The sequence below is a fragment of the Paenibacillus sp. HW567 genome (assembly GCF_000374185.1).
Classification (GTDB): domain Bacteria; phylum Bacillota; class Bacilli; order Paenibacillales; family Paenibacillaceae; genus Paenibacillus_AQ.
The window spans coordinates 1,356,106-1,373,281 of the sequence record NZ_KB910518.1 but is presented as its reverse complement, the minus strand read 5'-3'; the positions used below and the strand labels follow the sequence as shown (position 1 = coordinate 1,373,281).

Here is a 17,176-nt window from a genome sequence, read left to right as displayed (position 1 = left end):
CTGTGTCCAAGCTAACTATATATTCGGTATAAACCAGTCTATTCCCTGTAAGCCTTTCGATTCCAGGTATCCGTTAGCCCGCGAAAAAGGATGGCTGCCGAGAAATCCCCGATGCGCCGAGAAGGGGCTTGGATGCGGAGACTGGATAACCAAGTGGCGGCTGCGGTCGATATAAGCCCCTTTTTGCTGGGCATGGCTGCCCCACAGGATGAACACCATCGGCTCCTGCCGTTCATTCAGCCTCTCCATGACTGCGTCCGTGAAGGTCTCCCAGCCGAGCCCTTTGTGGGAGTTAGGCTGACCTTCACGTACCGTCAGCACTGCATTCAGCATCAGGACGCCCTCCTCCGCCCAGTGCAGCAGCGAGCCATGGTTCGGTACAGACACACCCATATCTTCCTGCAGCTCTGTGTAGATGTTGCGGAGTGAGGGCGGAATGCGCACCCCCGGTTTGACCGAGAAGCTGAGGCCATGCGCCTGGCCCGCTCCGTGATAAGGGTCCTGGCCCAGAATAACCACCCGCGTCTTATGGTAAGGTGTCAGCTTCAGCGCCGAGAACAGATCTTCTTTGGGCGGATACACCTTGTACTGCTTATATTCCCTGGCTAATGCATAACGAAGCTCCTGAAAATAGGGCTTTTGCGTCTCCTCCTGCAATACCTCATTCCAATCGTTGCCAAACATTCCCGTTCTCCTCCCGATTACTGCGACATATTCATCATTGCCTGATGACTGCGATATTATCTTGCATCCTGCCGTTTATTTCCGGCCGTAGTCCGCCTTGATCTCTCCCCACTCTTTGGTCTGCCATTTCAGCAGCTTGTTGTCATATGTATTACTCTGCAGCCACCGCTCCGCACGGTCAATCAGCGTCCATATTTCCTCTGTCGAAGCATCGCGCGGCAGGGTTGTAGCCACCTTCTTCTGCTTGACCCATTTGAGCGCATTCACGGAATCACTGTAGACCGTTCGGCTGCTGCCCTCTTTCTTAAGATGGGCCAGCGCATGGACGATAGCCAGAAACTCCCCGAGATTATTGGTGCCTTTCTTAATAGGGCCGCAGGAAAAAATAAGTTCTCCCGTCTGCGTATCCACCCCCTTATACTCCACCGGTCCCGGATTTCCCCGTGTCCCCACATCTACCGAAATGCTGTCATATTCAATCTCCGCCGAGGTTTCCACAGATGCGCTGCGCTTAAAAGCTCCGCCTGAAGGCTTGCTCTTCGCCGCTCCTGAAGCGGCGGCTCCAGTTCCCCAGTTGCCCTTCCAGCCAGCCTTATAGGCGGCCTCCGCAGCGGCTTTGGATTCGTAAGATTTATATTTTGCTCCGGTATAGTGGTCTGTCTGCGCCTGGCATTCCGCCCACGTGCCGTAGACTCCCGGCGTCTTGCCTTCCCATACCACATAATATTTCTGCTTAGCCAAGGGTACAAGCTCCTTTCATCGACAATGAACTATTCAGAAGAATATTGTAATCCAAACTGCGCTTATATAGAAGCAATAATAGTTAGCCCGTATCCGGTGTGCCGGAATTTCACGGATAATTAGGCGGTTACAGGCTCATAATATTCCCATAGCTTTGCCGGGTCATGTCCGAAATTCAGCCCTCTGCTTCCGCCAAAACCAAGCTTCTGTCCGGGCTTATTTTATCATTTATAGAACGGCTGGTAAATTTGACTGGCGAAATATGTAATCCTGCCTAAGGAGGTTATTCACATGAGAAAGCTTGCAGCGCTGGCTGCAGTATTCCTTCTGACTCTGCTCGTTGGATGCGGGAACGCAGCCAATAACAATGCAGCCGTGAACAATGGAGCCGCCGGCAACGCTACTGCTGCTCCCGATGCGGTTACATCGGCTTCCGTAGTCGATAACGGAGAGGATTTCAAGAAGGCGATCAGCAAGGATGGTACCTGGATTGCCGCGACCCTGAAGGATTTGACCTTCACGGAGGAGCTTGTCTTAGACGGCCAGTTCATCCATAAGGATAAGCCGGCACGCAAAATCGCCCTGTACACCCAGGATGCGGATCACAATATCACCAGCTCCTTTACTCTGACCGCTCCCAAAATCACCATCAAAAGCGAAAATGCCCAGATTCAGGGCGGCACCTTTGTCGGCGACGTATACGTGGAAGCAAACGGCTTCAAAGTCGTGAATGCAACGATTCAGGGCAACGTATATTTTTCGGATGCAAAATACCAGGCCACCTACAGCGCGGCTGACCAGGGAAAAGTAACGGGTGTGACTGAAGTGAAGAAATAGAAGCACAAAAAAGCGGACCTCCTTGAGTTGGTGGAGATCCGCTTTTGACTGTTCACTCATATCCGCCCACCGCTTCAGGCAGGGCTTGGTACTCTGATCTGCTTGTGACCAGCTCAACAATAACATTCCGCAGTTCCTTCAGCTTCCGGGCATCCGAAGGGATCTGACAGTGCTCTTCACTCCAATCGAGCGGACGCTGCTCCCCGTTGATTTGAATCAGCCAATGCTCTTCCACATAGGGTACCTGGGCGCAAGCTTTGTCCTCAACCTCCAGCTTCAGCTCTCCCAGTACGTTCAGTTCACGCATCCGGTTGTAAATATCGGTCATTTCAGCGTCCGTCAGCTTCAAATTTGCCGTTGCAGTTCCACTAGAGACCAGATCCTTTGTTACCGTGCCATTGAAGGTATTGATCTCATTCTTCGCGGTAACGCCATAGCGGACAGAAAAGGCGAAATCCGCCGGCTTTTGCTCCGGCATGGCAACGGCAGGCGTGGCTGTTGTGGAAATAGGGCTTGACTTCTTAGCCCCTTCGCAGCCCGCAAGCACCAGGATAATTAGCAGCGACAGCAGAATTAAAGCTCTTATGAAGGCTCCGGTTATTTTCACTGTAATTTCCCCTTCACCACCGAGTACATATTCGTATCATAAGATACGTCATCCTGTACCATATAACTTCTCAAGAGGCCTTCGTGTTCAAAGCCAAGCTTCGTCAGCAGCGCTGCTGACGCTTCGTTCCCGGTAAAGACCACCGCACCGATGCGGGTCAGCTCCAGCGCTTCAAAGCCATAGGCTACTACTCTTGCTGCCGCTTCTCCCATGTACCCCTTCCGCCAATGCTGCCGATTCAGCTCGTAGCCGATTTCCGCACGTTTATGCTTCGGCGACCAGGCGTTGAACCCGATTGTGCCTATTAATTCCCGGCTGTCTTTGCTTTCAATTCCCCAGCGGATGCCTCTGCGGTCACGGTAGCTTCCCGCGAAGAAATCAATGAACTCCGCTGCCTCATCCATCGTCCTCAGAGGTGCCTGCCCGTAATAGCGCATGACCTCCTGATCGGAGAAGCAGGCAAAGATGCCTTCGGAATCTGCTGCGGTAAGCTCTCTCAATGTAAGCCGGTCAGTCTCAAGGATTGGAAACATTCTTCTACCTCCAGGATTCATTCAGCCAGATCATCAGGCGGCTCAAGCTCAAGTACCGCTGTTGCCGTTTCGCGTCCATTGACCAGCAGAGAAATCGTATGACTGCCCGCATAATGGCGGCGGGTGGTCAGGTCCGCCCAACTGTGGATACGTTTCCCGGTCAGGCGGGTCCCGCCGGGAACGGTTTTGTCGGACAGCAGGAACAGCTTGCGGGAGGTCTTGCCCCCAGCCTTCACAAAATCAATTCCGTATTCAATGCGGATACGAACCGCTTCCCCCTCGCGGATGGTAAGGGCGTAAGCCAGCTCACTGCTGCCGCCGATCCGCAGCACGGAAGGCTCAACGAAGAGGGCTGCACTAACCGCCAGCGGGGTATCGTCCGCCTGTTCGGCATAGCCAAACAGAGCCATTACAGCAGGGTCCGCTTTACGGATCAGCGTGCGGCAGCCATGCCGGATAATCCAGTCGGTATGCGCACTCTGACCCTGCCAGCGCCGGGCAGTCGCAATCACGACCTCAGGATGATCCTTGGCGATGTCGTTCAGGTTGTTGGCTACGCTTTTGCGGACATATAGTGACGGGTCGGCCTTAAGCTGCTCCAGCACCGGCAATACGGGCGACGGATCGCGCTTGAACACCGGCAGTGCCTGGGCCCAGGGCAGGCGGGGACGGCAGCCTTCACTGGACAGCCGCCGCACATGCTCATTTGGATGCTGCGACCAGCTCAGCATTTGGACCATCATCCGCTGCGGATCACGCAGCAGAAACGGCCGGACGGCGAATTCCGCCGACGATTTGGGCGTGAACCGCTCCAGCGCTGCCATTGACAGGTCCCAGTGCTCTCTGTCCCCTCCGAATACCTCAACGAAATCCGGAAAAATCAGGTAAGGAAATCCGACACATTCCTCATCTATTGCAAATAGTATTTTTATAGCATCCTCATAGCTCTGAGGCAAAAAAGCGCCCATCGTCTCCGTAACCCGCCGCATCCGGCCTTTAAGCTCCAGCTCCTCCCAAGGGTCCTTCAACGCCGCAGCGACGAAGCCCTCCAGCTCAAACTCCTTGTATGCGGACTTAAGCTTGCTGCCGAAGCTGCGCAAAAAATCTTCATTGTATATTGCTTTTAGCGGTTCCGCCATGCCATTCTCCTCCTGACCGACGCTAGTCTGATTTGCCGTGCTGCTATTCTCAAGTGTAACCAAGAAATCATAACACAGATAACCGGACAGCCTTATGTCATATTCGACAAGTATCGTCCGAATCAGTAGGGATCAAGGGGAACAAGGTGCTTCAGATAGGCGGTCACCCTGTGCGCGTAGACGATTTTTGCGGCCTGCACGTACACTATGGGGGTAAGCACGATTAGTACAGCCAGAACTGCCAGTATGATAGCGAGCGTTCTTTTTGCAGGTCTCAATGAGGTCAACACTCCCTTCGTTTGCAAATTCAAGCGTTATTTTCACACATTCTGCAAATTATTCTTGTTTTCAAAATACAAAGGCTGTCGTAAAATAGGTAAAAAGCTTTGAGCTCAGGTCACGTTGAAGCGCTAAAGCTAACAGAACGGAGGAATTCAGCTATGCCGCAGACTCTTGTCAAAAATGTTGATTTTTTTGTCGCTGCCCTTTCGCAAACCTTTGTGTCCGCGCTGCAGCTTGACCCCGATGGTATGTACTCCCAGGTTGGCACCGGAATTGTTGAGAAATTTGCCGAGGACTACGTGCGGCTCAAAAGATTTGACGGCAGTGTCTCCCACTATGACCGGGAAATCACAAAGTTCCAGCATAACAGAGCCTAGCAGATCGTCAGACTCTATATGCTGGAGTTCAAACGATATGCCGGACGGATTGGAGCGTAGAGATTACGGTGCAGGCGTATCAGGCCCGGCGGAGAATCATCTTCGGATCGGAAGCAGCTACACGTTTGTAACGGACTGAGTCGCACTTATTTCCGCTGGAAGACATTTTTCCGCAAGTGAACGGACCCCAGCGCCTTTACGGGCGGACAAGTACCTCAAATTCACCTGCCAAAGAGGCGATAAGCGCCTTACGGTCCGTTCCTTGGCCAGATTTATCCCTTTCGGAAAAATAAGGGCTTTCCGGTCCGCAAGAATCAGGAGGATAGATACGACGAATTCCTCCCTCCCCGAACCCCAAAGGCTGCGTCCTACGCCACAGATTCAGAATTGATGCTGTACTAGCTCTACTAAAAGTATATTCCGCCTATCTTCCCCATTTCCTGCTTCTGGAACTTCAAACTATCCATTGCCCGCTTCAGCGGGTTTTTGGGCGTGGATAAAGCTCTTTGTGCCAGAAAGCGCCTCAAAGGTGCATGGATGTGCGGTTAGCTGTTCCCTGAGGAGATTTGAGGGCAGCTTTTCGCCATAAAATTTTCACGTGTGCATTTGAATAATTTCTTGACTTGACTGTGTGGAGGACGTACACTGAAATCGTTAACAATTCCATTTTTCCGGAGAGATGTTATGATCACCATCAAAGATATTGCCCGCGTCGTCGGCGTCTCCCATACAACGGTGTCCAGAGCGCTGAACGGCAGTCCGCTGATCAAGAAGGTCACCCGGGACAAAATTGAGAAAATCGCCGCAGAAATGAACTATGTGCCGAATTACAGCGCCAAAAGTCTGGTCACCAAACGGTCCTTCACCATCGGGCTGTTCTTCTCCAGCATTGAGCAGGGGACCTCATCCAGCTTCGTCGTCGATGCGATCAAGGGCATCAGCCATGTCCTGGATGAGAACTACAACCTCACCGTGAACGGGATCGACGGCGTCCACAATTTCGGCAATATTCAGCCGCAGCGCTTTGACGGCATTCTGGTCATGAGCCAGAGCGACGAGGACAACGCCTTCATCTATCACGTCAAGACGATGGGCATCCCGCTCGTGGTGCTGAACCGCCAGTTGGAGGACCCGGGCATTATGAACGTGGTGGCGAATGACCGCGAAGGCGTGAAGGAAGCGATGGATTATGCCATTAGTCAGGGACATCAGAAATTTGCGATTATTGAAGGCAAACCCGGCTTCAAGTCGTCAAGCGAACGCAAGCAAGGTTTTATGGACAGCCTGATCGCGAAGCGGCTTCCGCTGAATTCCGATTATTTTGTGCAGGGGGATTACAGTATTGAGAGCGGATATGCCGCAATGGCCGCATTGATCGCACTGGGTGAACCGCCGACAGCGGTGTTCTGCTCCAATGACGACATGGCGATCGGCGCGATGAACGCCTGCTATGCCCATAAAGTTGACGTTCCGCAGCAGATTTCTCTGATCGGCTTTGACGACATCATGTTTGCGCGTTATACGAACCCCGCCCTGACAACGGTCCGTAAGCCAATTGCCGAGATCAGCGAGCTGGGCACCAAAATGCTGATTCAGTTGCTCCTGCACCCGGAGAGCACACCGCAGCAACTATTCGTGAAGACCTCGCTTGTCACCCGCCAGACTGTGGGAGAAGTATAGACGGCGGGCGGCGCTGAGTGCATCGCCGCAGAGACTGAGCTTAGCTCAGTCTCAGGCGCTCTCTTTTTTTTCAAAAAATGTTCACGTGTGCAATTATCAAAACCATCATAAAGGAGATTAATGAACGCTTATGACACAACGTTTATCCAGAAGCGCAATGCCCGAACTGCCGCAGTATCCTGCACGGATGATCCAATTCGGTGAAGGGAATTTCATGCGTGCCTTTATTGACTGGCAGCTCCAGCAAATGAACAAGCAAGGGCTGTATAACGGAAGCGCGGTTGTGGTCGTGCCCATCGGAGAAGGACTCGGTGCTCTGATGGCCGAGCAGGACAATCTGTATACGGTGCTGCTGAGCGGCATTATGGGACAGCAGCCGGTCAACTCCCGGGAGATTATCACAAGTGTCAGCCGGGTGATCAATCCGTACAGCGAGTATGAGGAATACCTGGCACTGGCTGAAAATGACGAGCTGGAGTTCATCACCTCCAATACCACTGAAGCGGGCATTGCCTATCACCCCGGAGACCGGCTTCAGGATGCGCCGCCTAAAAGCTTCCCCGGCAAGCTGACCTCCCTGCTCTACCGGCGTTTTGAACTGGGCAAAAAAGGCTTCGTGATCATTCCCTGCGAGCTGATTGACCGCAACGGCGAGAAGCTGAAGGAGATTGTGCGGCAATACGCCGCAGACTGGAATCTTGGCGGAGATTTCCTCCAGTGGCTGGATGCGGAGAACACCTTCTGCTGCAGTCTGGTTGACCGCATTGTTCCCGGATACCCGCGTGACAAGGCTGCTGAGCTGGAAGCCGAGCTGGGCTATCTCGACAAGCTGATGGTGACCGCAGAGCCGTTTCTTTTCTGGGTTATTGAAGGGCCTTCATGGATAGCAGAGCGGCTGCCGCTGGCGAAGGCGGGGCTAAACGTGGTTGTTACGGACGATATGACGCCTTACCGCGAGCGGAAGGTGCATCTGCTGAACGGCCCGCATACGGCGATGGTTCCGCTGGCGATGATGGCGGGTCTGGAAACGGTGGAGGATGTAATGAATGACGAAACCTTCTACCGTTATGTGCGCGGGCTGATGGAAGAGGAGCTGCTTCCGATGCTGGATCTGCCCAAGGAGGAGCTGCTGTCCTATTCCAGCGCTGTGCTGGAGCGGTTCAAGAATCCTTATATCCGCCACGAGCTGGCCTCCATCTCCCTGAACAGCATCTCCAAATTCAAAACCCGGCTGCTCCCTGTTCTGCTCCGGTATCAGCAGGAGCGCGGGCAACTGCCGCCGCTGATCACCCTGTCCTTCGCCGCTCTGCTGCGCAGCTACCGGGGAGACCGCGTGAAACGTCAGGACAGCCCGGAGGTGCTGGCTGTTTTTGATCAGGCCTGGAGCAATCCGTCCGCCTTTACAGCAGCGATTCTGAAGGAAGACAGCCTGTGGGGGCAGGACCTGAATCAGGTGCCTGGACTTACAGAAGCGGTGAACAGCAAGCTGCAAGAGCTGGAAGGCTCTGACAGCCGCGCTGCGCTGGAGCAGTTCGTGAGTTAAAACATACTTTTAGGAGGGACAGCATGAAACGATTAATGAAAATGAATCCCCGGGATACGGTAGCCGTTGCGCTTCGCCCCATTTCCTCCGGTGAGCGGATTGTCTTCGAAGAGCTAAGTCTTGAGGCTGTACAGGATATTCCGCAGGGCCATAAAATCGCCTTGACTGCTTTTGCCGAAGGGGATGTCGTTACAAAATACGGATATCCCATCGGCCATGCCACGGCTGCGATTCAGGCCGGTGACTGGGTCCATACCCACAATATCAAGACGAATCTGGCCGGCGAAGAGGAGTATGAGTACCTTCCCGAGCTTCATCCGGTTACTTATCCGCAGCGCGGTCTCACCTTTCAGGGCTACCGCAGGTCAAACGGCAAGACCGGCATCCGCAACGATCTGTTCATCATCCCCACGGTGGGCTGTGTGAACGGCATCGCCGAGCAAATGCTGCAGGAATTCAAGGCCGAGCACCCCGACCTTGGCGGCTTCGACAACCTCACCGTGCTGAAGCATCCTTACGGCTGCTCGCAGCTCGGTGATGATCACCGCATGACCCGCAGCATTCTGCTGGATGCCGTGAATCATCCCAACGCCGGAGGCGTGCTCGTCTTTGGCCTCGGCTGCGAGAACAATATTGTCTCCGAATTCCGCAGCATGCTGGGCGACTATGACAAGAGACGGATCAAATTCCTCGTCGCCCAGGAGGTGGGCAACGAGGTGGAAGCAGGCCGCGCGCTGCTGGAAGAGCTGTATGAGGCAGCGAAGAACGATGTCCGCGAGCCGGTTCCGCTCAGCGAGCTCAACATCGGCCTGAAATGCGGCGGCTCCGACGGCTTCTCCGGCATCACGGCCAATCCGCTGCTGGGCGCCTTCTCCGATTTTATTATCTCGCAGGGAGGAACCTCCGTATTGACCGAGGTCCCTGAAATGTTCGGCGCAGAGAAGGTGCTGATGGCCCGTGCCGAGAACCGCGAGGTCTATGAGGACATCGTCTCTCTGATCAATAATTTCAAGCAATACTTCCTTTCCTACGGCGAGCCGGTGTATGAGAACCCTTCCCCCGGCAACAAGGCCGGCGGGATCAGCACTCTGGAGGACAAATCACTGGGCTGCACGCAAAAGGCCGGCAGCTCGCCTGTCGTAGATGTGCTGCAATACGGCGTGAAGCTGCGCCGCAAAGGCCTCAGCCTGCTGCAGGCTCCGGGCAATGATCTGGTGGCAGCCTCCGCCCTCGCTGCTTCGGACTGCCAGCTTGTGCTCTTCACCACTGGCCGGGGAACACCGTTCGGGAGCTTTGTGCCGACGGTGAAGATCGCGACCAACAATGATCTTTTTGCCAAAAAGGGGCATTGGATGGATTTCAATGCCGGTCCGCTGCTGGAGCGCCCGATGGCGGAGGTGCTTGAGGAATTTATCAATTACATCATCCATGTGGCCAGCGGCGAAAAGACGCGCAATGAGCAAAACGAGGTCCGTGAGCTGGCTATTTTCAAGAACGGAGTTACGCTCTAATTCTTTTAAATTGAAGTAAAGGGAGACTTACGATGTTTTTAGATGATAATTTTCTGCTAACCAGTCAAACGGCGCAGCTTCTCTACCGTAATCATGCCAAAGCTATGCCGATTATTGATTACCACTGCCACCTCGACCCGAAGGAAATTTATGAAGATAAGGCATTCCGCAACCTGACCGAAGCCTGGCTCGCCGGAGACCATTACAAGTGGCGGCTCATGCGCGCGAACGGGGTTCCTGAATCCCATATTACCGGAGACGCCTCCGATTATGACAAATTTCTGGCCTGGGCACGCACGCTTCCCAAAGCTGTCGGCAACCCGCTCTATAGCTGGACCCACCTGGAGCTGCGCCGTTTCTTCGGCATTTCCGAGCCGCTGAACGAAGCTTCCGCCCCTGCCATCTGGGAGGAGGTTAACCGCAAGCTCGCTGAACCAGCCTATACCCGGCGGAGCCTCATAAGGAATTCCAATGTTAAAATCGTCTGCACCACCGATGATCCGGCGGATGCACTGGAATATCACCGGCTGCTGAAGGAGTCGGAGCAGGCCTTTCAGGTCTTCCCTACATTCCGTCCCGACAGGGCGCTGAATATCGGCGCCGAAGGCTTCGGTGCTTATCTGGAGCGTCTTGCGGCAGCAGCCGGACAGCCGGTTACCACTTATGCGGAGCTGGTTGAGGCTCTCCGCAGCCGTGTGGAATTCTTCCACGACAATGGCTGCCGCCTGTCCGACCATGCGCTGGATGTGCTTCGGTATCAGGCTGCGGCTGACTTCGTCGAGGTGGAGCACATCTTCGCCATACGCCTGCAGGGCGCTGTGTTAACGCCGGAGCAGATTACCGTCTACCGCACAGAGCTGCTGTCCGCGCTGATTGGAATGTACCATGATAAGAACTGGACCATGCAGCTTCACCTGCACGCCTATCGCAACAATAACACGCCGATGTTCCGGCGGCTGGGACCGGATACCGGATATGACGGCCTGAACGATCTGCCGCTGACCGAAGCGCTCTCGAAGCTGCTGGACCGGGCCGAATGCGGCAAGGGCTTGCCGAAGACCATCCTCTACTCGCTTAATCCGGGCGATTATCCGGCCCTGCTTGCCTTGATGGGCTGCTATCAAAAGGACACCGCAGGCAAGCTGCAGCTCGGCTCCGGCTGGTGGTACAACGATACCCGCGACGGAATGCGCCGCCAGTTGACCCTGCTGGCGGACAACAGCCTGCTGGGCAACTTCGTCGGCATGCTGACCGACTCGCGCAGCTTCCTGTCCTACACGCGCCATGAGTATTTCCGCCGCGTACTCTGTGAGTGGATCGGCGAGCTGGCGGGACGCGGCGAAGCGCCGGATGATCCGGCGCTGCTGGGGCAACTGGTGGAGGATATCTCCTACAACAATGCCGCTGGCTATTTCGGCTTTGCCTCCGGCAGATGAGCATAATGACATGGAAGCAGACAAAGCGGACAAACACTGGCCGCACATCTACAACAAGCAGAGAGGAGCCGGAGGATGCCTACGCTGTTTATCGCCGGTGACTCGACCGCTGCCCAGAAAGGGGCGGGCGAGAAGCCGATGACCGGCTGGGGGGAATACCTCCAGCAGCATTTCAGCTCTGCGATTACCGTGGATAACCGCGCCATTAATGGGCGCAGCACCCGGTCCTACCTGGCGGAAGGCCGCCTGGACGACATCGGGAAGGACTTCCGGCCCGGCGACTTCCTGCTGATCCAGTTTGGACATAACGATCAGAAGAAGGAAGACCCGGCCCGTTATACCGAGCCGGATACAGATTACCGCCGCAATCTGCTGACGTTCGTCAATTTCGCCCGCAGCGGCGGCGGCTTCCCTGTACTGCTGACCTCCGTCAGCCGCCGCCGCTTCACGCCCTGCGGCGAGCCGGACCCGCTCGCGGTCGGACTGTACCCGGAGGTGATGCGCAAAGTTGCTGCGGACACCGGTACGCCGCTGCTGGAGATCTTCGCCTCCTCCCAGCAGCTATACCGCTTGCTGGGAGAAGAAGGCTCACGGCAGCTATTCATGCATCTGCCCGAGAACGGGCATCCCAACTATCCGCAGGGCATCACGGATGATACCCACTTCAGCAAGGAAGGCGCTGCCCGCGTAGCCGCTCTGGTCGCAGATGCAATTCGTCAGTCTGCGGAGCTGCGCGGCTTGAGCGAACATTTGTGCGAATAACCTGGAACACAGATGAAGGCAGCCTCCCGCGCATGTAAAGCTCTCTCCACCCGCAAGCGGCGAGGGCCTTGAAGATCAAAATCCGCAAGCTTTCCAGCCTGCGGATTTTGTATTTTACGGAAATAAGAGATCGTATATTGAACAATAAGGAGGTATTGTCATGACCGCTCCGCTTCATTTGGGCATCCGCGCCCATGATTTTGGGCAGTTGCCCTTGCAGGAGCTGATCTTCAAGCTTAAGCGGTATCATTTTCCCCATATTCAGCTTGCTGTACAAAAGTCATTTCCCGGGAGTGTTCCCGCGCTATCCGCGCTGAGCCCCGGAACGGCTGCCTATTATGGTGAAGCCTTCCGCCAGGCCGGAATCCGTATTGCAGTCCTTGGCTGCTACGTCAATATCATCGACCCCGATTCCGGCAAAAGAGCACTGGCACTGAACGCATTCAGCACCCATCTCCGCTTGGCCCGCGACTTCGGCGCAAGTCTTGTCGGAACTGAAACGGGCAGCATGCAGATGGGCTACACGCCGGATAATTTCACGGAAGAGGCCTTCCAGCAGGTTGTCGTCTCGGTAAAAGCTATGGTGGAGGAAGCTGAGCGCTTCGGAGTGACGGTGGGTATAGAAGCGGGTACAAATCACCCGCTCTATACTGCGCAGCTCGCACATCGGCTGCTCACGCTGGTGCCCTCCAATAATCTGCAGATCATTCTCGACTGTGCTAACCTTATGACCGCCGACAATTATCTGCAGCAGGATGCCATTATTGCGGAAGCGCTGGAGCTGCTTGGCGACCGGATTGCCGTCCTGCATCTGAAGGATTTCACCGTCAGCGACGGTAAGATCATCATTGTTCCTGCCGGCCAGGGGCAACTACACTTTGCGCCGCTGCTCCATTACATGAAATATAAGCGTCCGCATATTCAGGGCATACTGGAGTCTACGCCTGAGGAGCATGTACAGAATAGTGTAGATTTTCTGCGGCGGCTGTACGAGGAAGTCTAATAAATTCTCAGGACACAGCAAGCACTGCTGGCTGAATAGCTGCATCGGCAAACAGGCATCCCTTTTCTCAGCGGAAAGGGATGCCTGTTCTGCAATAATTGCTCCATTCTTCCCAGGGCAATCGCTTACGGATTATTTTTGAACCCTTGCGCTCAAAGTTTCAGCAATAAATGGTTTGGGAGGCATTTACCTTATTTTCCAGGTACCTGAGGTGGAATTTCCCCACTTCCCCCTCCTCACTTCAACAAGGGCATTTTTGCCGTTATTTCTGATCGGACTACCCGATCTTGCTCCAACAACGGCATTTTTGCCGTTATTTCTGACCGTACTGCCAGATTTTGCTCTAACAACGGCATTTCTGCCGTTTTTTCTGACCGTACTGCCAGATCTTGCTCCAACAACGGCATTTCTGCCGTTATTTCTGACCGTACGGCCAGTTCTTGCTCCAATAACGGCATTTTTGCCGTTTTCTCTGACCGGACCACCCGATCTTGCTCTAACAACAGCATTTCTGCAGTTATTTCTGATCACACCAGCCTAACTTACGGTTTTCCTTGTTTTCCCTGTTTTTAGTTCATTTCGTAAGCGATTGCCCTACCATTCTCCCCGGCTTAAACGGAGAATCGAACTATAAAGGTGCTGATTTCATAAGGCTTCATCTCAAATGTAACCGATGAGCCCGGTTTGGCTTCGTCAACCGGCCGCTCCAGCAGATCGCATTCCTGCCAGGAATGCACCGGATAGTTGCTGCCGAGCGTTACGGTGCTGCGGGCTCCCGTGTATTCATGCATACGGACAATGCAGCCATCGCCGTTCTCCGCCATTTTGACTGCATCAATGGCGACCCCTGCGGCATCCGTCTTGAAGAGGGATTTACCGGCTCCGGCGTGATAGCCGCCCTTAACCGCACCCAGCGGATTATTCAGCGACCAGGCCTCATGCACCGTACCGGCCGCTGCCCAGTCCCCCTTATGCGGCAGCAGGGCATAGGTGAACCGGTGCTCCCCTTGATCCGCCTGCCAGTCCGGCTCGGTGGCCGATTTGATCAGCGACAGCCGCATTACATGATCCTTAATATCATAGCCGTACTTACAATCGTTCAGCAGACTCACGCCATAGCCCCGCTCCGATAAATCCGCCCATTGATGGCCCACACTCTCGAACCGGGCATAATCCCAGCTCGTATTCCAGTGGGTCGGCCGTCTGACGTTGCCGAACTGGATGTCGTAGGTAGCCTCTGTTGCCCGCACCGCCACTGGAAAAGCGACCTTCAAAAGCTGATGCTGCTCATGCCAATCGACCAGTGTCTCGAAGTCGATCCGGCGGCTTGCGGCATATACCTTGACCTGCTGGATAATAGAGGAGTCCATATAATTCCAGGTGAATTTCAGCACCGCCGCCAGCTCGCCGCAATTCGTCAATTCCACGGAGCGGAGGCCTTTGATTTCCCGCTTTTTCTCCTGATAATACAGATCAATATCCCAGGCATCGAACATCTTCGGCTTATCCTCAAAGACCTGCAGCACATTCCCGTACTCGCCCGTTGCCAGCACTTCCCGCTGTTCCTGGCGGTCATAGATCCGGCTGAGCTGCCCCGCCCCGTTCCATTCCAGCACATAAAATGGCGTAGTAAGCCGGGAATCCTGCCACTCGAACGGAACCGGACCGTCTGCTATCAAGGCAACCTCTTCCCCCGTTGCCCTGCCGCTGGCCGTAGCTGAATCCGCGAGAGCAGCCGCTCCAGCGGCAGGCCTGGAAGTGATTACCGTGCTGCCCAGCATTGGAACATTAGGAACCTCAATCAGCCACTCCTCGCCGACACGCTGGGCCGGAAGCCTTGTGCCGTCCGCAGCAGTCCATACGACATCTCCGTCTGGTGCATCATAAGGGACTGCTGCCAGCTCTGTCCGCTCAAAGAAGGCACTGTTAAATACAGTGAAGTCCGTGCCCAGCGGCGAAGCTGACTGCTCCACCTGTTCCATCTGCCCGACTTGCTTAGCCAGCACCTTCGCAGCCCCCTCTATCGCCGCTCTGCCGAGCCGCTCCGCTTCTGCATACTCCAGCCGCGAATCCTCATACACCTCGCGGATGGAGGAGCCGGGGATAATATCGTGGAATTGATTGCGCAGAATGATCTGCCAGCCCTCCTTCAGTGATTTCACAGGATAATCGCCGAGGCTGCCCGTTTCCGCTGCCAGCAGCATCTGCAGCCATTCCGCCTCACGGTATAGCAGCTCCAGCTTCCGGTTCATCCGTTTGTTATAAGCCTGGCTGGTATACGTGCCCCGGTGGTATTCCAGGTACAGCTCCCCATCCCAAGTATGAACATACTGGTCGGTATTCTTGACGGTATCATTTAGACGCTCGAAATACTCATCTGCCCGGCCTGTTTGCACATTTGGAATGCCCGGCATCCGGTCCAGCCTGCGGCGCATTTCAAGCATTTCCCGGTTAACCCCGCCTCCCCCGTCGCCGTATCCGTAAGAGAGCAGCAGCTCGCGGTTCAGGCTCTTGTCCCGGTACTGATCCCAGATTCCCTGTACGGAAAAGGCCTCAATCAGACCATTGTAGGTATAATACCAGGCAGTGGAATCAGGCGCTTCGGGCGTGGTGATGAAGTGGGTGAGCACTTCGCTGCCGTCAATGCCTCTCCAGCGGAACGTATCATGGGGCATCCGGTTGTACTGGCTCCAACTGATTTTTGTAGTCATGAATGTATCAATTCCCGATTTGCGCAAAATCTGCGGCAGCGCCCAGCTATAGCCGAACACATCCGGCAGCCACAAATAGCGGCACTCCACGCCGAACTCCTCCCGGAAAAACTTCGTCCCGTACAGAATCTGACGCACCAGCGACTCCCCGCTTGTCAGATTGCAGTCCGCCTCCAGCCACATCGCACCTCCGGCTTCCCAGCGCCCTTCCTGAACCCGCTTGCGGATTTCGTCATAGATGGCCGGATAATCCTCCTTGATGTAGGCATATAGCTGCGGCTGGGTTTGCAAAAAAACATATTCCGGGAACTGCTTCATCAGCCGGAGCACGGTGGAGAAGGAACGCGCCGCTTTTTCCCGGGTATGGGCAAGTCGCCACAGCCAGGCAACGTCGATATGCGTGTGACCGATAGCGGTTACGGTAACAGGATGCTTACGCTCCAGCAGTGCAAGCTGCTCCAGCAGCAGCGACTCCGCCTCTTGAACGGAGCTGTAGAAATCTCCGCTGCCCGGCTTCGACCAGTCCAGCCTGTTAAATGCCCGGTTGAGCGCAAGCAGCAGCTCCTGCTTCTCCGGCTGATTGTCCGCAAGCTGCCTGTAAGCAGCCAGAGCCGCCCGGCCCGTAAAATACAAATTATCCGCCGCCTCATCCAGCCAGGCCAGCTCCGCCCGGATCATCCGGTGCTCCTGGGGAACCGGGAGGCCACCGCCCTCCAGCCCCGACCATAAGCGGAAGGTGAAATCCAGCTCCTGTCCAGCCGCATCCTCCTCCAGAAAAACCTCCCGGTGGTTGGAATCCACCCCCTGATAAGGCTTGCCGTCCACAAACAGCAGCGACTCGAACCCGCTATTGTTGCCGCCGCCGGTTCGGCCAAAATCAAAAAGCCCCACCACACGTCTCCCTTTCCATTCAGCAGGCACTTCAACCGTTCTCTGCAGCCAGAGATAGACATCTCTTCCGGTCCAGTAATCCCCCAGCCGCAGCCTGTGGTCTCCGGCGAGCGGTTGCGGATACTCCCCGTTCGCTCCCTCCTTGTCCTCCACCATCAGCCAATCATTCAGCCCGGTTAGCCCGCGGTAACGGTACCCTTCCAGCTCACGAAGCCTTGCAGCCAGCTTCTCCTCAGTCCAGAACATTCCTTCGTCCTCCTTATATAACACGTGTTATATACACTGGCAAAAGGGCTCCTCCGTCTCTTCAGCAGACGGAGCCGCTTCTGTCAGAAATATATGAGATATAACGCAATACATAATCCCGCTTCCCGCCGACAAGTAAAAACGGTTGCCGTCCTTGAGAGGAGCCAATGCTTCCGAAGCAGCGATACGGAGT

The 17,176-nt window shown here is 55.0% G+C and carries 16 protein-coding genes; 8 read left to right on the top strand and 8 right to left on the bottom strand.

Annotated elements, in window-relative coordinates; all coding sequences use genetic code 11:
• Positions 1-15 precede the first annotated feature (15 nt).
• Entirely contained in the window at positions 16-684 is a 669-nt protein-coding gene (ung, locus tag B212_RS0105995; protein ID WP_019909572.1) for a uracil-DNA glycosylase, read from the bottom strand.
• Between the two features lie 75 nt (positions 685-759).
• Positions 760-1,425, bottom strand: coding sequence for a ribonuclease H (gene rnhA / locus B212_RS0105990; protein WP_019909570.1), 666 nt, complete (start codon positions 1,423-1,425; stop codon positions 760-762).
• A 291-nt stretch (positions 1,426-1,716) separates the two neighbouring features.
• Here rnhA and B212_RS0105985 point away from each other — a divergent pair, with 291 nt between their 5' ends.
• Positions 1,717-2,262, top strand: coding sequence for a hypothetical protein (locus B212_RS0105985; RefSeq protein WP_019909569.1), 546 nt, complete (start codon positions 1,717-1,719; stop codon positions 2,260-2,262).
• A 52-nt stretch (positions 2,263-2,314) separates the two neighbouring features.
• Here B212_RS0105985 and B212_RS0105980 read toward each other — a convergent pair whose 3' ends face one another.
• The 4 genes from B212_RS0105980 to B212_RS34350 form a co-directional block, all read right to left on the bottom strand.
• On the bottom strand, positions 2,315-2,869 hold the full coding sequence (locus tag B212_RS0105980) for a hypothetical protein (protein ID WP_019909568.1): 555 nt from the start codon (positions 2,867-2,869) through the stop codon (positions 2,315-2,317).
• A complete protein-coding gene (locus B212_RS0105975) occupies positions 2,866-3,402 on the bottom strand; it encodes a GNAT family N-acetyltransferase (RefSeq protein ID WP_019909567.1) in 537 nt (178 codons plus the stop codon). Before B212_RS0105975 ends, B212_RS0105980 begins: the two co-directional genes overlap by 4 nt.
• A 17-nt stretch (positions 3,403-3,419) precedes the next feature.
• Complete coding sequence (locus B212_RS0105970) at positions 3,420-4,541, bottom strand: hypothetical protein (RefSeq protein ID WP_019909566.1); 1,122 nt, start codon at positions 4,539-4,541, stop codon at positions 3,420-3,422.
• A 122-nt stretch (positions 4,542-4,663) separates the two neighbouring features.
• Positions 4,664-4,819 carry a hypothetical protein gene (locus B212_RS34350; RefSeq protein WP_019909565.1) on the bottom strand — a complete coding sequence of 52 codons (156 nt, stop codon included), beginning with the start codon at positions 4,817-4,819 and terminating at the stop codon, positions 4,664-4,666.
• A 162-nt stretch (positions 4,820-4,981) separates the two neighbouring features.
• Between B212_RS34350 and B212_RS0105960 the strand changes: the two genes are divergently transcribed.
• The 7 genes from B212_RS0105960 (at position 4,982) to B212_RS0105925 (ending at position 13,135) form a co-directional block, all read left to right on the top strand.
• A complete protein-coding gene (locus B212_RS0105960) occupies positions 4,982-5,200 on the top strand; it encodes a hypothetical protein (RefSeq protein WP_019909564.1) in 219 nt (72 codons plus the stop codon).
• A 684-nt stretch (positions 5,201-5,884) separates the two neighbouring features.
• Complete coding sequence (locus B212_RS0105950; protein ID WP_019909561.1) at positions 5,885-6,880, top strand: LacI family DNA-binding transcriptional regulator; 996 nt, start codon at positions 5,885-5,887, stop codon at positions 6,878-6,880.
• Positions 6,881-7,010: 130 nt separating this feature from the next.
• Positions 7,011-8,423 (top strand): tagaturonate reductase, encoded by a 1,413-nt coding sequence (locus tag B212_RS0105945; RefSeq protein WP_019909560.1) that lies wholly within the window; start codon positions 7,011-7,013, stop codon positions 8,421-8,423.
• Positions 8,424-8,446: 23 nt separating this feature from the next.
• Positions 8,447-9,934 carry a UxaA family hydrolase gene (locus B212_RS0105940; protein ID WP_019909559.1) on the top strand — a complete coding sequence of 496 codons (1,488 nt, stop codon included), beginning with the start codon at positions 8,447-8,449 and terminating at the stop codon, positions 9,932-9,934.
• Between the two features lie 32 nt (positions 9,935-9,966).
• The gene (uxaC, locus tag B212_RS0105935) at positions 9,967-11,370 is read left to right on the top strand and encodes a glucuronate isomerase (RefSeq protein ID WP_019909558.1); all 1,404 of its coding nucleotides are present in this window, start codon (positions 9,967-9,969) and stop codon (positions 11,368-11,370) included.
• 75 nt (positions 11,371-11,445) lie between these two features.
• Entirely contained in the window at positions 11,446-12,132 is a 687-nt protein-coding gene (locus B212_RS0105930) for a rhamnogalacturonan acetylesterase (RefSeq protein WP_019909557.1), read from the top strand.
• Positions 12,133-12,292: 160 nt separating this feature from the next.
• On the top strand, positions 12,293-13,135 hold the full coding sequence (locus tag B212_RS0105925; RefSeq protein ID WP_019909556.1) for a sugar phosphate isomerase/epimerase family protein: 843 nt from the start codon (positions 12,293-12,295) through the stop codon (positions 13,133-13,135).
• 186 nt (positions 13,136-13,321) lie between these two features.
• Here B212_RS0105925 and B212_RS0105920 read toward each other — a convergent pair whose 3' ends face one another.
• Both B212_RS0105920 and B212_RS0105915 read right to left on the bottom strand, forming a co-directional pair.
• Entirely contained in the window at positions 13,322-13,666 is a 345-nt protein-coding gene (locus B212_RS0105920) for a hypothetical protein (protein ID WP_156830073.1), read from the bottom strand.
• 80 nt (positions 13,667-13,746) lie between these two features.
• Complete coding sequence (locus B212_RS0105915) at positions 13,747-16,983, bottom strand: alpha-mannosidase (RefSeq protein WP_019909554.1); 3,237 nt, start codon at positions 16,981-16,983, stop codon at positions 13,747-13,749.
• Positions 16,984-17,176 lie beyond the last annotated feature (193 nt).

Excerpts from the sequence above, each read along its gene's own strand:
- ung (WP_019909572.1), bottom strand. The coding sequence starts at position 684 with ATGTTTGGCAACGATTGGAATGAGGTATTGCAGGAGGAGACGCAAAAG.
- B212_RS0105985 (WP_019909569.1), top strand. The coding sequence starts at position 1,717 with ATGAGAAAGCTTGCAGCGCTGGCTGCAGTATTCCTTCTGACTCTGCTC.
- B212_RS0105975 (WP_019909567.1), bottom strand. The coding sequence starts at position 3,402 with ATGTTTCCAATCCTTGAGACTGACCGGCTTACATTGAGAGAGCTTACC.
- B212_RS0105970 (WP_019909566.1), bottom strand. The coding sequence starts at position 4,541 with ATGGCGGAACCGCTAAAAGCAATATACAATGAAGATTTTTTGCGCAGC.
- B212_RS0105960 (WP_019909564.1), top strand. The coding sequence starts at position 4,982 with ATGCCGCAGACTCTTGTCAAAAATGTTGATTTTTTTGTCGCTGCCCTT.
- B212_RS0105950 (WP_019909561.1), top strand. The coding sequence starts at position 5,885 with ATGATCACCATCAAAGATATTGCCCGCGTCGTCGGCGTCTCCCATACA.
- B212_RS0105945 (WP_019909560.1), top strand. The coding sequence starts at position 7,011 with ATGACACAACGTTTATCCAGAAGCGCAATGCCCGAACTGCCGCAGTAT.
- B212_RS0105940 (WP_019909559.1), top strand. The coding sequence starts at position 8,447 with ATGAAACGATTAATGAAAATGAATCCCCGGGATACGGTAGCCGTTGCG.
- uxaC (WP_019909558.1), top strand. The coding sequence starts at position 9,967 with ATGTTTTTAGATGATAATTTTCTGCTAACCAGTCAAACGGCGCAGCTT.
- B212_RS0105930 (WP_019909557.1), top strand. The coding sequence starts at position 11,446 with ATGCCTACGCTGTTTATCGCCGGTGACTCGACCGCTGCCCAGAAAGGG.
- B212_RS0105925 (WP_019909556.1), top strand. The coding sequence starts at position 12,293 with ATGACCGCTCCGCTTCATTTGGGCATCCGCGCCCATGATTTTGGGCAG.
- B212_RS0105915 (WP_019909554.1), bottom strand. The coding sequence starts at position 16,983 with ATGTTCTGGACTGAGGAGAAGCTGGCTGCAAGGCTTCGTGAGCTGGAA.